General features: G+C 64.4%; 15 protein-coding genes. 5 read left to right on the top strand and 10 right to left on the bottom strand.

Translation table 11 applies throughout. From position 1 onward, the window contains the following. Positions 1-53: 53 nt before the first annotated feature. The 5 genes from fliN to ACOIX3_RS35550 form a co-directional block, all read right to left on the bottom strand. Entirely contained in the window at positions 54-404 is a 351-nt protein-coding gene (gene fliN / locus ACOIX3_RS35570; protein WP_050631817.1) for a flagellar motor switch protein FliN, read from the bottom strand. A gap of 18 nt (positions 405-422) precedes the next feature. Further along, entirely contained in the window at positions 423-1,046 is a 624-nt protein-coding gene (locus tag ACOIX3_RS35565) for a FliH/SctL family protein (protein ID WP_420966701.1), read from the bottom strand. Next, positions 1,046-2,131 carry a flagellar motor switch protein FliG gene (gene fliG / locus ACOIX3_RS35560; protein ID WP_021077001.1) on the bottom strand — a complete coding sequence of 362 codons (1,086 nt, stop codon included), beginning with the start codon at positions 2,129-2,131 and terminating at the stop codon, positions 1,046-1,048. Before fliG ends, ACOIX3_RS35565 begins: the two co-directional genes overlap by 1 nt. A 1-nt stretch (position 2,132) precedes the next feature. After that, the gene (fliF, locus tag ACOIX3_RS35555) at positions 2,133-3,707 is read right to left on the bottom strand and encodes a flagellar basal-body MS-ring/collar protein FliF (RefSeq protein WP_420971873.1); all 1,575 of its coding nucleotides are present in this window, start codon (positions 3,705-3,707) and stop codon (positions 2,133-2,135) included. 227 nt (positions 3,708-3,934) lie between these two features. After that, entirely contained in the window at positions 3,935-4,210 is a 276-nt protein-coding gene (locus ACOIX3_RS35550) for a DUF1153 domain-containing protein (protein ID WP_002714638.1), read from the bottom strand. A gap of 552 nt (positions 4,211-4,762) precedes the next feature. Here ACOIX3_RS35550 and ACOIX3_RS35545 point away from each other — a divergent pair. Then, positions 4,763-5,542, top strand: a complete 780-nt coding sequence (locus ACOIX3_RS35545; protein WP_420966700.1) for an alpha/beta fold hydrolase — start codon at positions 4,763-4,765, stop codon at positions 5,540-5,542. A gap of 142 nt (positions 5,543-5,684) precedes the next feature. Here ACOIX3_RS35545 and ACOIX3_RS35540 read toward each other — a convergent pair whose 3' ends face one another. Next, positions 5,685-6,941, bottom strand: coding sequence for an OpgC family protein (locus tag ACOIX3_RS35540; protein ID WP_420966699.1), 1,257 nt, complete (start codon positions 6,939-6,941; stop codon positions 5,685-5,687). Between the two features lie 122 nt (positions 6,942-7,063). Continuing rightward, positions 7,064-7,243: a hypothetical protein gene (locus tag ACOIX3_RS35535; RefSeq protein ID WP_420966698.1), complete on the bottom strand. Its 180-nt coding sequence runs from the start codon at positions 7,241-7,243 to the stop codon at positions 7,064-7,066. Positions 7,244-7,809: 566 nt separating this feature from the next. On the opposite strand from ACOIX3_RS35535, the gene ACOIX3_RS35530 reads away from it, so the two are divergent. Both ACOIX3_RS35530 and ACOIX3_RS35525 read left to right on the top strand, forming a co-directional pair. After that, positions 7,810-8,787 (top strand): helix-turn-helix domain-containing protein, encoded by a 978-nt coding sequence (locus ACOIX3_RS35530; RefSeq protein WP_420966697.1) that lies wholly within the window; start codon positions 7,810-7,812, stop codon positions 8,785-8,787. 397 nt (positions 8,788-9,184) lie between these two features. Next, the gene (locus ACOIX3_RS35525) at positions 9,185-9,472 is read left to right on the top strand and encodes a hypothetical protein (RefSeq protein WP_176533406.1); all 288 of its coding nucleotides are present in this window, start codon (positions 9,185-9,187) and stop codon (positions 9,470-9,472) included. Between the two features lie 136 nt (positions 9,473-9,608). On the opposite strand, the gene ACOIX3_RS35520 is transcribed toward ACOIX3_RS35525, so the two are convergent. The 3 genes from ACOIX3_RS35520 to ACOIX3_RS35510 form a co-directional block, all read right to left on the bottom strand. Then, entirely contained in the window at positions 9,609-9,791 is a 183-nt protein-coding gene (locus ACOIX3_RS35520) for a hypothetical protein (protein ID WP_420966696.1), read from the bottom strand. A gap of 578 nt (positions 9,792-10,369) precedes the next feature. After that, positions 10,370-11,089 carry a flagellar hook assembly protein FlgD gene (locus ACOIX3_RS35515; RefSeq protein WP_212316070.1) on the bottom strand — a complete coding sequence of 240 codons (720 nt, stop codon included), beginning with the start codon at positions 11,087-11,089 and terminating at the stop codon, positions 10,370-10,372. Positions 11,090-11,099: 10 nt separating this feature from the next. Next, entirely contained in the window at positions 11,100-12,692 is a 1,593-nt protein-coding gene (locus ACOIX3_RS35510) for a flagellar hook-length control protein FliK (protein ID WP_420966695.1), read from the bottom strand. 362 nt (positions 12,693-13,054) lie between these two features. Here ACOIX3_RS35510 and mnmA point away from each other — a divergent pair, with 362 nt between their 5' ends. Next, the gene (gene mnmA / locus ACOIX3_RS35505; protein WP_420966694.1) at positions 13,055-14,251 is read left to right on the top strand and encodes a tRNA 2-thiouridine(34) synthase MnmA; all 1,197 of its coding nucleotides are present in this window, start codon (positions 13,055-13,057) and stop codon (positions 14,249-14,251) included. A 25-nt stretch (positions 14,252-14,276) separates the two neighbouring features. Then, complete coding sequence (locus ACOIX3_RS35500) at positions 14,277-14,915, top strand: class I SAM-dependent methyltransferase (protein WP_420966693.1); 639 nt, start codon at positions 14,277-14,279, stop codon at positions 14,913-14,915. Positions 14,916-14,936 lie beyond the last annotated feature (21 nt).

Raw genomic sequence — 14,936 nt, 5'->3', positions numbered from 1 at the left:
GATGATCTCCTGTTCGTCTGGTCGCGCAGGTTCCGCGCGCTACCGTCTGGTTGTTACGAGCGTTCTGCCTTGATGATTTCGGTCATGGTCACGCCGAGCTTGTCTTCCACCAGCACCACTTCACCACGCGCCACCAGGCGGTTGTTGACGTAGATGTCGATCGCCTCGCCGACGCGGCGGTCGAGCTCGAGCACGGTGCCCGGTCCGAGCTTCAAGAGGTCGCCGACGTCCATCTTGGAGCGGCCGAGCACCGCCGAGACCTGCACCGGCACGTCGAACACGGCCTCGAGGTCGGCCGCGATGCGCGCGGCATTTTCGTCCTCGTTGTAGCCGATGTCGTCGATCCCGGGCGCGTCGGCGGCGTTGAGATCGGGAAGCGGGACTTGGGTGTCGGTGTCGCTCATGGTTCAGCCCTCAATCCTTCAGCCGGTCTGGCCGCGGGACGCCAGATAGCGCCCGACGAGTTCGTTGATCTTGCCTTCGATCGCGGCGCGCTCCAGCACCACGCCGCCGTCGGCCCATTCGATCCGGCAGTCGCCGGTCGCAATCGTGGGCTCGGCCAGGATCACCAGCCGGCCCTGGAAGCCCGAATGCGCCGCCACCCGCTCGATATTGTCCTGCGCCGCCTCGTAGAGCGCGTCATTGATGCGGACTACGAGATGCGGCGTCGCCACCAGATGCGAGAAGCAGTCGGAGACCAGCGCGGTGATCTCGCCGAGCGGCTCGCGCGCGACCAGTTCGGAGCAGAGCTTGCGGGCGACCGCGACCGCGACATCGACGGCCTCGGTCTCCATCCGGGTCTCGATGCCGGCAAAGCGGGCGGCGATGCCCTTGATCGCGGTGCCGATCTCTTCCAGCGCCTGCGCGGCGCGGCGGTCGCTCTCGACCTTGGCCTCGCGCAGCGCGGCCTCATAGCCGGCGCGATAGGCCCGCGCCTCGGCGTCGGCGACCTTCTGCGCGACGTCGGCCGGCGTCGGGGCGCGCTCGCGCGAACGGTCCGGCGCCGAGAAGTCCGTGTCGAACAGGAATTTTGCGGGTGCGGCCATCAGTACACCAGCTCGTCGTCGGCGCGGTTCTTGGTCAGGGTGATCTCGCCGCGGGCGGCGAGGTCCTTGGCGAGGTTGACCAGCAGCGCCTGGGCCTCGTCGACGTCGCGCAGGCGCACCGGGCCCATCGCGGCCATGTCGTCCATCAGCATCTTGCCGGCGCGGGAGGACATGTTGCCGAGGAAGAAGCTGCGCACCTCCTCGTTGGCGCTCTTCAGCGCGACGCCGAGCTTGTCCTTGTCGATGTTGCGCATCAGCGTCTGGGCCGAAGCGGAATCGAGCTTGATCAAATCGTCGAAGGTGAACATCAGCGCCTTGATGCGCTCGGCGGATTCGCGGTTTTCCTCTTCCAGCGAGGTGATGAAGCGGGTCTCGGTCTGGCGGTCGAAATTGTTGAAGATCTCGGCCATCACCTCATGGGCGTCGCGGCGGCGGGTCTGCGACAGGTTCGACATGAACTCCGTGCGCAGCGTCTGCTCGACGCGCTCGATCACTTCCTTCTGCACCGCCTCCATCCGCAGCATGCGGCCGACCACGTCGAGCGCGATGTCCTCGGGCAGGATCGCCAGCACGCGCGCGGCGTGCTCCGGCTTCAGTTTCGACAGCACCACGGCGATGGTCTGCGGGTATTCGTTCTTGAGGTAGTTGGCGAGCACCTCTTCCTGCACGTTGGAGAGCTTCTCCCACATGTTGCGGCCGGCGGGGCCGCGGATCTCGTCCATGATGCCAGTGACGCGCTCGGCCGGCAGATATTGCTGCAGCAGCCGTTCGGTGGCGTCGAAATTGCCCATCAGCGCGCCGGAGGCCGACATCCGCGACACGAATTCCAGCATCAGGTCCTCGACCACGTCGGCCTCGACGGTGCCGAGCGTCGACATGTGGACCGACAGCTCGCGGACCTCCTCGTCGTCGAGCATCGACCAGATCTTGCCGCCATACTGCTCGCCGAGCGCGAGCATCAGGATCGCGGCGCGCTTCGGGCCGGGCAGCGGCTTGCCCTTGGGCCGGGCGCTCTGCCGGTTCGCCAGCGTCGAGAGGACGGTGGCGATGTCGTTGGCGTTGGTGGTCTGGGGTACGGCGGCCATGTCAGTTCTCTACCGGCTCGCTCAGCCATTGACGGACGATGGAGACGGTTTCGTTCGGATTGCGCTCGGCGAGTTCGCCGACCCGGTGCACGGCCTGGGCGTGGACCTGGCCCTGGATCTGGGCGACGTCGATCAATTGCGCCGCGCCGCTGCCGCTCGGGATCAGCGCCTGGCCGGGCGCACCGGCGCTCTCGGCATGGGCTTCGGCCAGCGCGGGCAGGCCGGCGCCGGCCAGCGCCGGAATGACGTCGGCCGCCACGATGCGCTTGACCAGCGGGCGGACCACCATGAACAGCACGACCAGGCCGAGCATCATCATGACGCCGAGCTCGATGACGTACATCACGTCATCCTTGGTGAATTGCAGCATGCCGAGCAGGCCGGTCGGCTCGGCGATCGGCTGCGCGGTCGGCGGCTCGGCGAAGCGGAGGTTGACGACCTCGACCTGGTCGCCGCGCTTCTGGTCGAAGCCGATCGCGGAGCGGACCAGGGCGGCAATGCGGTCGAGCTGCTCCTTGGTGCGGTCCTGGTAGACCATCTCGCCTTTTTCGTTCTTGGCGTAGGCGCCGTCGACCAGCACCGCGACCGAGATGCGGTTGACGCGGCCGGCCTCGGTCACCTCGGTCTTGGTGGTGCGGGAAATCTCGTAATTGTTGGTTTCCTCGCTCTTCTTGCTCTGGTCGCGGGCGCGAACCGCGTTGTCCTGGTTCTGGTTACCCGGCAGCTCGTTGTTGACGGTGACCTGGCCGGAATTGTCGGCGGTGGCGCTCGATTCCTCACGGGTCTGGGTCGAGCGCAGCACCCGGCCTTCGGGGTCGAACTTGTCCGAGGTCTGGGTGATCTTGTTGTAGTCGAAGTCTGCGGAGAGCTGGACGCGGGCGCGCCCGGCGCCGACCACCGAGGAAACGATGTCCTCGACCTGCTTGCGCATCCGCTTCTCGAAGGCGGCGCGGCGCTCGTCGCCGACCGCGGCATCGGCGTCGGACTGGGCGCCGTCGGCGAGCAGCTGGCCGGCCTCGTCGACGATCGAGACCCGCTGTGGCTTCAACCCGTTGACCGCGGAGGCGACGACGTGGCGGATCGCGCGGATCTGCTGCGGCTCCAGCGCGCCGCGCACCCTGAGCACGATCGAGGCGGAGGGTTCCGGCGTCTCGCGCGAGAACAGCGGCTTTTCCGGCAGCACGAGGTGGACGCGCGCGGCCTGGACGCGGTCGATGGCGCGGATGGTGCGGGCGAGCTCGCCCTCCAGCGCCCTCAAATGATTGATGTTCTGGACGAAGCTCGTGGTGCCGAGCGCATCCGACTTGTCGAAGATCTCGTAGCCGACGCCGCCGCCCTTGGGCATGCCGCCCTCGGCGAGCTTCATCCGCAGCCGCGTCACCTTGTCTTTCGGCACCATGATCGCGGCGCCGTCGCTGCGCAGCTCGAACGGGATCGCCTGGCGCTCCAGCTCCTTGATAATGGCCGAGGAATCCTCGGTCGACAGATCGGTGAAGAGGGTGGTCATCTGGGGCGTGGTGACGCGCATGATGACGAACGCGAAGAAGCCGATCAGGGCCGCGGTGACCGCAACCATGGCCGCGAGGCGGGCCGCACCAAGACCTCTGAAGAAAGCAACCAGACTTTGCACCAACGGCCCCCAGGGATTCGGCCCACGCGGGTCCGACTGGGCAAATATTGCCTAGGGTATGGTTTCCATATGGTTAACGAAGGTTAAGAACCGCGGCAAAAACGCGGACATGAAAAAAACCGGCTTCGCAAAGCGAGGCCGGTTTTCGTCAAATGCCACAGTTTAGGCGAAACTTACTGCCGGTACTGCTGGATACGTGTGGTGCGCAGTCCGGCCAGACCATGCTGGTCGATCGAGAACTGCCAGGAAAGGAACTCATCGACGGTCAACGTGTAGCGGCTGCAAGCCTCCTCAAGGGAGAGCAGGCCGCCGCGGACCGCAGCGACGACTTCGGCCTTGCGGCGGATGACCCACCGCTTGGTACCGGGGGCCGGCAGGTCCGCAATCGTTAACGGGCTGCCGTCAGGCCCGATGACGTATTTCACCCTCGGGCGATGGGGTTCTGTCATGGCGTACTCACAAACTCTCAACCACTGAACTCGCAATTGGTAACCTACGCCCACCGGTTTAAAATTTGCCTAAGCCCAAGGCTTCAATACGATTCTCGTTGGAACGGCCGGGAACAGGGTGGCGGATTGGGGGCTTGGGAGCCGCGCGGAGCCGGTTGTGCGGCTCTTGTCGGGCAGCGGAACAAGCGGCACCCCTCTCCCTAACCCTCCCCCGCAAGGGGGGAGGGAACCCTCTCGCCTGTGCGTCCCTTACGTTTCTGACGTGCAATGAGTTTCGCAGCGTGAGGTGAGCATGTCGGTCAGGCTCCCTCCCCCCTTGCGGGGGAGGGTTGGGGAGAGGGGTGGCCCCGGGGCGAGATGATCAATTGAGTCTCGCTTTCGCAATCCTGTCGCGCGTCACGACGTGTGTCGAAAGATTGCCGGACGGACCATCATCACTTCTCTTTGACAACAGCGTAGTGCCGTAACGACGTGCTCTCGTGTGCGTAGGAGTCGTTGTCCGCTCACCGCAGGTGGGCGCGTTTCCCCAATCACTCCATCCGAGCCCTTGTCATGATGATGAACAGACGCACCTTCTCGACCGCCTTGCTTGCGGGAGCTGCAGCTTCGCTGGTGTCCTCGCGCGGCATCGCCGCAACGCAGCCGCCGGCGAAGGCGCGCAATGTCGTGCTGGTGCACGGCCTGTTCGCCGACGGCTCGTGCTGGTATGAGGTCATTCCGCACTTGCAGGCCGCGGGGCTCAATGTGACATCCGTGCAAAATCCGCTGACCACGCTGCCGGAAGCGGTCGCATCGGCGCAGCGTGTGCTCGATCGTCAGGATGGCCCGACGGTTCTGGTCGGCCATTCCTTCTCCGGAATGATCGTCACCGAGGCCGGCGTGCATCCGAATGTTTCGGCGCTGGTCTATGTCGCCGCGCGCGCACCCGATGCGGATGAGGATTACACCGCGCTGGCCAAGACCTATCCAACGCCGCCCGCGAGCGCCGGCATCGTGTTCGATGGCGACGAGGGCCGGCTGAGCGAAGCCGCGTTCCTGCGCGATTTCGCCGGCGACATCCCGGAAGCGAAGGCGAAGGTGCTCTATGCCGTGCAGCAGCCGTTTCACAAGCAACTGCTTGCCGGCAGGACCAGCCACGCGGCTTGGCGCAGCAAGCCGAGCTACTATGCCGTCTCGACCGAGGACCGCACCATCAATCCGGATCTCGAACGCTTCATGGCCAAGCGGATGGGCGCGACCACGATCGAGGTGAAGGCCAGCCATCTTGCGCTGATCGCGCAGCCCGAGCCGATTGCGCGGCTGATCCTCGACGCCGCGGGCCGGTCGGAGTGAGCATCGGCGGCAAGCGTGCTTCGGCAGCGAGCTCCGTTTTCGCCCCTCCCCGCGTGCGGGGAGAGGCCGGAATGGTTGCGTCGCGAATGCGCGTGCCCCCGAACGTGGCAAACAGCCGATGTCCGGCACGATCCGAATTTCGTCAAGGGCAGTACGTCGACGGAGCGGTGACGGCTCTCAGCTGTGCATCAAGAACGGTCCCGCGTGCGCGATCCTCAACTTTCCGATTTGTAACGGCTGCGGGCATTTTCCGATCAACTGCGCCCATCGCAGGCTTGCGCTTGGTGCTGAGCGCGTTCAGGAGCGCCGCGACGGCGGTCATCATCAAGACGCCGCCGAGACTGAGCGCGATCTGCATCGCAGGCCGGTTCGAGATGTTGAACAGATCAAACTGGCTGACCAGCGCCAGCAGGACGCCGAGGCAATAGATCGGCAGCGAATTCTCGCCACACCACCGCGCGCCACGCAGCACCGGCGTCGATAGTCCTCGCCAACCCGCCGGAACGAGCCATGACGCCACGATCGCGAGAGCCAGGAAATGCAGGAGCCGCAACGGGCTCAGATTCGATTTGTCCAATGGAAATAGCAGGTCCGTCAAAGCCTGCGGCACCACCGGCCTGGCGTGCTGGCCGAGTGCAAGGACCAGGCTCATCGCGAGAAAGAGAGTGGAAAGGACCAGCGCAGGGCGCGACGTTATCCAATCCCGGATTGTCTTCCCCTCGACGACGTACCATGCGCCCAGCACGACCAGAAACTGCCATGCCAGCGGGTTGAAGAACCAGACGCCGTCGGGCCAGGCGGGAACGCGCCAGCCGAAGATTTGCACCAGCGCATAAAGCAACAGCGAAAGGCCGAGCGTCACGTTTGGTGCGCGCAGCAGCAGCCACAACAACGGTGCGAACAACACGTGGCAGATCACAAAGACCGGCAAGACATCGGTATTGACGGGGCGAAATTGCAGGATTGCGGCGTGCGCAAGCGCCGCGCCCGGACGTTCGAACAAAACGCGCGTGTTGCTGTCATCGGCAAGATCATCGCTGCCCGCGACGTAGACGAGCACGGCGCAAGCGAGCGCGAGCAAGAGAAAGGCGGCATAGATATCCCACGCCCGCCGCAGCGAGCGGCCGACCATGCCTCTCCAGCCGTCACGTTGACGGGCTCTGCCGTAGGCCAGCGCGCAAGTCACGCCCGAAATGAACATGAATATTTCGGCAGCATCGCAGAAGCCGTAGTTGTGCAGCGTGAGCCAGCTTCCGACGTTGTTTGGAACGTGGTCGAGAAAGATCCACCATAACGCGATCCCGCGGCAGACATCGATGCGCGGGTCGCGGTCGGTCGATCTGAACTCCGGCGGAATTTCGCCGATCAATCGCTTCGAGGTGTGGGTTCGGTCATGCATCTGTCGATCTGTCTGGCGTGCGCGCGGCCTCGTGGGGCGCAAATCCATAGAACGCTTGGATGATCCAAGGCGTGCGCGTGCCGGACCAGCCTCCGGCCAACCAATGGGATTGTGCGCTCCAGCTACCCGAGGGCCGGCGGCGCTTTCGTCGGCCAGCCACAATCAGGGGGGCCAGATGAATCGCCGTCTTCCGGCGGTGCCTGCAAGATTTCGCCGATCACGGGTATCAAAAGCTGCTTCCGCATTTCGGCGAGGCGGGCACGACAGTACTCATGATAAAGCATGTCGAATATGGTGGCCATGATCGAACGCCTTCCTGATCACTAAGGTTGACTTCCCACGTGACAGATTTCGACCATTTCAACCGGCGGCCAAAAGCCAACCGTGCCGCCGGCATTTTATGTCCGACTAATTCTGCTCAGCGATTTGGCTAGAGCAGCGAAATAAAATCGGTATCTGCAATCATTCAAAACAACCTGCCCGCGGCTCCGTAAACCGGATCAAGTGCGAACAGGGGCATCAAGCTGATCTGCGCTTGCGTGCCGCCAGGGATGTCCAATGACTCCGATGGCGGCAATTACAGATAGAGCCATCACGACCGTCTCCTCCTAAGGGAGAAATAAAGGCCGCGACTTTCGCGATCAGTATAAACGTAATATTCTGACCGACAGGTGAACCAGTTCACATCTGCATCGATCACAGGCAAATCAGACTAGCAGATCGATAGCATGGCTTCTTGGACTTGCGCGCACGGACCCTGAGAAGGCCGGTGCGTGAATTGCAAAATGCAGACATTGAATAATGCAGACATTGAAAATGGTGTGCCGCAGCATTTCATCCTGATGCTCTGTGAAGGCTGGAGGTCCCCATGCCTACGGACGCAGCCAATTCTGCATCGTATCATTTTTCGACGCGCGACCTTCCCGAGCGTATTCGTCTCCCTCTTTGGCGCGAGCACTTTGGGCGATGCGTCGTGCACGCCGATATCGAGCCCCTGTCGAACATTCCAATCCAGGCCGACGCGTCGCTGCAGGCGGTTCAGGGCCTGCGTATGCTCGCGCTGAAAGGCACGTCGATGCGCTTCAACCGTTTGCAGGCGAACCTTGCCGATGGCGATGATTCCGTCGGCGTCATCTTCTGCTCTCCCGGCAGAAGTCAGCTATCGCAGCGCGGCCGGGAAGTTGAGCTTCGCGCCGGCGATGCGATCGCAATTCTGCATTCCGAGCCCGCCAGCGTTATCTACGTTGATGGATTGCAATTCGGCCTCGCGGTGCCGCGCGCGGAGCTTGAACAGCGCGTAACGAATGTCGAAAGCCTGGCCATGCGGCCGATCGGGCACCGAACGGAAGCATTCCGACTATTCGCGACATATCTGAAGTCGGTGCTCAAGGCGAGAGCACTGACCGCCCCAAAACTTCGTCATACGGTCGTAACCCACATCCACGATCTCGTCGCACTCGCGATCAGCGAGTGTCCTGCCTTGGGCGAGAGCGGCGCGAGCGCCGTCGTGGCTGCGCGGCACAGTGCAGTCCTCGACTACATCACCACACACTTTCAGGAGCCTGGGCTCAGCGTTCAAACGGTCGCACGTTGCCAGGGCATCTCGCCCCGCTATCTGCAACGCCTGATGGCGTCATCGGGAACGTCGTTCACGGAGCGCTTGAACGAATTGCGTCTCCAGCGGGCGTTCGAACTGCTGACCGGGTCCCGCGCCGAGCGTCAGCGAATCTCCGACATCGCGCTGGAGGTTGGCTTCTCGGATGTTTCGCATTTCAACCGCTTGTTCCGAGTTCGCTTCGGTGATTCTCCGCGCGGCGTTCGGCTTGCCCGAAGGGAGGCCAACTGAGCCACTTGCCCGGATCGACATGTGTGCATGCCCGCCTCTATCGCGGGGGTGTCGGCCGCCAGGACAGGTCGTCGGACCAAAGGTAGATTGCGATCGCTGCCAGGCACAAGGCGATGCCGATCCAGAAAACCGGCGAGTGATGGATGGGGCGTCGATCGCTCGGAGCTGGCTTCATTCGATCAACTCGTTGCGTGCGGAAGAATTGAGATCGGAAATCACCTGAAGTGTAGAGTGTCGCTCAGGCAAGACATCCTTTGCAAGAGCTTGGGCACGTCGCCGGCGCGGTTGCACCGGTTGCAAAGCAGAGTGAGCTAGCTCACGGCGTGTGCGCGCGCCATGCATCATTGTCGGGGCGTCGCATCGGAGCGACGAATGGAAAACGAAGGACCCCGACATCATGGCCAATATTGACCACAAGCAAGGCACCTATACGATTGCTGCCAATTCGAGCCAGCCGTTCACCTTCTGGTGGGGCAAGGATTCGAAGGCGCCGAACGAGTTTTTCGATGTGTCGATCGCGCCGCATTTCGAGAAGAACCAGACCTCGATGGAGCCCCTGCACGAAACCGACCGGGCCGTGTACTGGGATCACCGCGGCGGTGTCGGCGTCGTGCTGATCCTGACCTTGCAGAATCGCAACAACTTTCCGGTGACGTTCGAGGCCAATCACGTTCGCATCTATTGATGCGGCGAGGACATCGAGCAGGCCGCGCCGGTTGCGCGGCCGGCGCAGGCCAGACTTGTCAGCCCTGACCGGCGTTCGGGGTTCGTGAGCGCGGCGCGACAGCCTCGCACCCGGTCATTCCACTCCGGCTGCGTTGCTACTCGCCGGCGGTCGGCGGCAGCCGTTCCCGAAGCGCTGCGATCTCGAGCATGACGGTGATGGCGATGGTCCTGAGGCGCGCATTCTCGGTCATTGTCTCGGCAAGCTGCGGGTGGGGTGCCCCGGCATGGCTTGGCGTGGTCTGGGCGCGTTCTGGCGGTGTCGGGCGTGTCGGGGTCACAGGCTAGCTCTTGCCGGCGGTCAAGGCGCGCAGCCCGGGCAGCTGCGGAGTTTCAGGGCGGAATCGGCGTTCACACGCGGAATATGAAGATAACGTCCGCTTGCTTACAGGAAGCTGACGTGTCGCAATTTATTGCTGTTTATGTCTGGCGATGTTGTTTGGGAAAGCATGGGGCCCTGGCACTGATTTGCCCGGCGGCGCAGGCCTCCGTCGCAAAAGTATTTAGCGTTATCCGAAATGAAACTCGGTATATGGTTTGCCCGTCTCACCCGATCGAGGGGCGCTGCGCATCGTCACGGGTATTGCGTCCCGCATGCGCGGGTGATGACACCGAACTTGCCCGAGATCGCGCCACACATTCAGTGTCGTCCCTGCGAAAGCAGGGACCCATGACCACCGAAGTTCTTGTTGTCCGTTGCTGCGATGACGAGTCCCGTCAACAACACCCGCCGCGGAGTATGGGTCCCTGCTTTCGCAGGGACGACAGGCGTGTATGCGGCAGCTCGCGATGCGCAAAGCGCCCGCGCAGTTCCCGCGAAGCTGAACGCCGGATTGGTTGGATGCAACGAAGCCTTGGCTTAGCTGCTGCCCGTCGCGCCGCGCACCACGCGCTTGATCTTGTCGGTGGTGTAGGTCTGGCCGCCGATCGAGAGCAGCGGCGGCGAGGCGGTCAGGTCGACGGAGTCGACGACGCCCTGAATCTCGGTCGAGATGGCGAGGTCGTTGCCCTTGGAATCCTTGCCGGTGGCGGTCAGCGTGTAGGTGCCGGCCGGCCATTGCGTGCCGTCCGTGCCCTTGCCGTCCCAGACAAAGCTGGCGTTACCCTGCTTCAGGTTGAAATTGCCGGAATAGGCGGTCTGGCCGGACGCGCTGGTGATCGTGATGGTGGCGCTGGTGGCTTGCGGGGACACCAGATTCCAGGTCGCGGATTTGTTGAACTGGGTCTTGCTGCCGTCGACGGCGACCGTGTTGCCGACATAGACCAGCGCCTGGGTCGATTGCGCGCTCTTCTCGATCGCGATCAGCTGTTTGAGCTGATCGTTGGATTTCAGCTGCTGCTCGACGCCGGCGAACTGCACGAGCTGCTGGGTGAACTGGTTGGTGTCGAGCGGGTCGAGCGGGTTCTGGTGCTGCAACTGCGTGGTCAGCAGCGTCAGGAAGGTCTGGAAATTGTCCGCGATGCCCTGCGACGAGGTCGTCAGGCCGCTGCCGGTGCTGCTGCCGCTTCCGGAGCTCGTTCCGTTGCTGGTGCCGGGCGCTGAGACGACCGGCGTCGGCATGGTTGCATCGACTGCCATGGTGAACTCCTTACACTCTGATATCGACGCCGCCGAGGGCGCCGGTTGCGCGGCCATAGGAGCGGCCCGCCGCTGCGGCGGGGACGCTGTCCTCCTCGGAGACGATCAAACGATGGGCGTTCGGATTGGACTGGCCGTTGTTGTTCTGGCCCGACTGCGACTGGTCGCGCAGGCTGAACTGCAATCCGCCATTGCCGGTCGACAGGCCGGCATTGTCGAGCGCGCGCTGCAGCTGGTTGGCGTCCTGGCGCAGCATCGACAGCGTTTCCGGGCGTTCGACGGTGAGATGCGAGGTCACCTGGCCGTTGCGATCGACATCGATGCGGACATCGATGCGGCCGAGCTCGGCGGGATCGAGCCGGATCTCGAAGCGGCTCTTGCCGCTTTTGGCGGAGGCGGCGATCTGCATCGCAAGCCCGCTGAGCGGCACGGCGGCGGTTTGCGCGGCGTTGGTCACGGTCAATTGCGCGGTCGCAGACGGCGTCGTCTGGCTGGCCGGCAGTTGCGCCTGGAGGGCATTCGCCGCCTGCGCGCTGGGATCGGGCGCGGTGAGCTGGGCCTGTGCAGCCGCGTGGCCGCCGGCCGTCGGAGCCGGCGCGGCGTTGCCGTCGCCGCTTGCATCGGCCTTGATGGCATCGGCTGCGCCGTCCGCGGTGGCTTTCGCCTTGCCGGATACAGCCGCTGGCTGCGTGGCTGCGGGAACGATGGTGGTCGGAGCAGCCTGCGCGGTGTTGGCGTTGCCTTGAGTTGCGCCGTCCTGGCCGGTTGGCGTTGTCGCAGTCGCGTCCTTTGCGGCCACCTGTGTCTTGGCTTGCGTCGCCGTCTTCGTGGCCGGCGTTCCGGCAGCGACCGTGGCGGCGAGTGTCGCATCACCGGTCGCCGTCGCAGCGCCCGAAACCGTTGCCGCATCTGTCGTGATGACCTGTCCCTCGGTCTTGACGCCGGCCGCCTTGGCGACCTTGTCGGCATTCGCCGCGGTGGTCGCCGCCGTTGCGGAGTCGGCGCCGGCAGGCGCGCCGCTGTTGGCCGGCGCACCGGTGGCGGCGATGGCGGAGCTTGCCGCGATAGCCGCAGCCGCGATCGCGAGCGGTGCGGCCGGCTGGCCGGCTGGCGCGGTCGCCGCTGCCGGATCAGTCGCCGCTGCGGCGGCGACGGGAACGGCAACCACGGCGTTGGCCGCTGCCGCATTGGCTGGATCCGGCTGCGGCACGGCTTGCGCCGTGGCCTTGTCGCCGGTCGATTGCGCATCGGTGCTCGACTTCGAGTCGTCGGATTTCGATTTCGACTTGGTCTTGGGTGGCGCGTCGCTGTCGCTATCGACCTTGTTGTCGTCGCGCGAGCTGCCGGAATCCCGCGACGTCCGGTCGGCGGCCGTGCTGTTGTCGCGGGAGCGCGCGTCGGTCGTCGAGGTCGAATCGTCGGACCGGCGCGCGGGCGCCGGTTGGGCGTCGTACCTGTTGTTGTCGCTCGCGGACGCAGAATTGCTGTCGACCAGCGCGGCAAAGCCGTCGTTCCCCGCCTGCGGGGCGGGATCGGGCCGCGGCGACCGCGGTGCCGCGCCCTGAAAAGACCGGCTTGCCAATGCTTCCGACGTCACGCTCACCACTGCCAACCCTCGCAAATGAGACTTCCGGTGTTTTGTCAGCAAGGAGCGGGCCAATCATCGGGCGTTATAAATAGTTAGCTATTTCAATTAGTTAAGAGTTGCATGTGTGGCCTGGAACGGGTTCCAGACAGGCCTCCTTTTTGCCCGGCGGCAAGATTTGCCGTCCGCGCACGGCAAGGCACGGATTCCGCCGGATTGTCTCGCCGGAATACGGCCTATATTAAAGGTGGCCTTCGACGCGTCCCGAACCGACCGAACCGGCCTTGGACGCGTTCTAAGGCTTTCTGGACAAAGGCTTTTTCCAATTTCGTCGCGGAGCGCATAAGCTCGCCGCGACAGTGACCAATGACCGCTTAGAGATGTTCAACAGTCTGGATCTTGAAGGCCGCCCTGAAGACACACGGATCGTCGTTGCCATGTCCGGCGGCGTCGACTCGTCGGTGACGGCTGCGCTGTTGAAGTCGCAGGGCTATGACGTGGTCGGGATCACGCTGCAGCTCTACGACCATGGTGCTGCGACCCATCGCAAGGGCGCCTGCTGCGCCGGCCGCGACATCCACGATGCGCGCAATGTCGCGGAGCGGATCGGCATCCCGCATTACGTGCTCGATTACGAAAGCCGCTTCAAGCAGTCCGTGATCGACAATTTCGCCGACAGCTACGCGCTCGGCGAGACGCCGGTGCCGTGCATCGAGTGCAACCGCTCGGTCAAGTTCCGCGATCTGCTCTCGACCGCGCGCGAGCTCGGCGCGCAAGCGCTCGCCACCGGACATTATGTCGCCTCGCGCCGGCTTGCCGACGGATCGCGCTCGCTGACTTGCGCGGCGGATGCCGATCGCGACCAGAGCTATTTCCTGTTTGCGACCACGCGCGAGCAGCTCGACTTCCTGCGCTTCCCGCTCGGCGACATGACCAAACCGCAGACCCGCGAGCTGGCGCGGCGCTTCGATCTCGAGGTCGCCGACAAGCAGGACAGCCAGGACATCTGCTTCGTGCCGACCGGCCGCTACACCGACATCATTGGACGGCTGAAGCCGAATGCGATTGCGCCGGGCGACATCGTCGATCTCGCCGGCAACGTCATCGGCCAGCACCAGGGCATCGTTCACTTCACCGTCGGCCAGCGCAAGGGCCTCGGCATCGCATCAAGCCATCCGCTCTATGTGGTCAAGCTCGATGCGGCGACGCGCCGGGTCGTGGTCGGGCCACGCGAGGCGCTGCGGATGGATCGTATCGTGCTGCGCGACGTCAACTGGATCGGCGACGGCGCGCTGGACCGCGTGATCGGCGAGGGCATCGAGATCTATGTCCGCGTGCGTTCGACGCGCGCGCCGCAGCCGGCATGGTTGCGCGCCGCCGATGGCGGCTATGAGGTCGAGCTCGTCGCGGGCGAGGAGGGCGTATCGCCCGGCCAGGCCTGCGTGTTCTACGACGCGGCCTCCGGGCAGGCGCGTGTGCTCGGCGGCGGCTTCATCAGAAGTGCGAGCGCGAGCCGCGCGGCGCGGGCCGCGACGCAGGATGCGATGGCGCCGCTCGCGGAAGCGGTTCGCGGCTAGACAGAAGAAGCATCGGGGCAGGGGAATGGCTGGGGACATCGACCGCGAGGGGGTCGAAAAGGCGTATGGCCGCTGGGCACCGATCTACGATCTGGTGTTTGGCAAGGTGTTCGATCAGGGCCGTCAGTCGACGATCGCGGAAGCCGACCGGATCGGCGGACGCGTGCTCGACGTCGGCGTCGGCACCGGGCTGTCGCTGTCGGAATATGCGCGCACCACAAGACTGTGCGGCGTCGATATTTCCGAGCCGATGCTGCGGCGGGCGCTCAAGCGCGTGCGCGCGCTGGGCCTCAGCAATGTCGAGACGCTGGCGGTGATGGACGCTAAACACCTCGCATTTCCGGACGAGTTTTTCGACGCGGTGGTCGCGCAATACGTCATCACCGCAGTGCCCGATCCCGAAGCCACGCTGGATGATTTCATTCGCGTGCTGAAGCCGGGCGGCGAGCTGATCCTGGTCAATCACATCGGCGCCGAGAGCGGCCCGCGCCGCATCTTCGAGCTCGCCTTCGCGCCGCTGGCGCGGCGGCTCGGCTGGCGTCCGGAATTTCCGTGGGAGCGGCTGACCAATTGGGCCGCCAAGCATGGCGGCGTCAGCCTTGCGGAACGCCGGCCGATGCCGCCGATGGGGCATTTCTCGCTGATCCGCTTCCGCAAATCGTGAGAATGCGGCGATTTTGACGGG

It is taken from the genome of Bradyrhizobium sp. B120 (assembly GCF_049075665.1).
Lineage (GTDB): Bacteria > Pseudomonadota > Alphaproteobacteria > Rhizobiales > Xanthobacteraceae > Bradyrhizobium.
The sequence above is the reverse complement of the archived record's forward strand: the minus strand, read 5'-3'. Positions and strand labels throughout refer to the sequence as shown.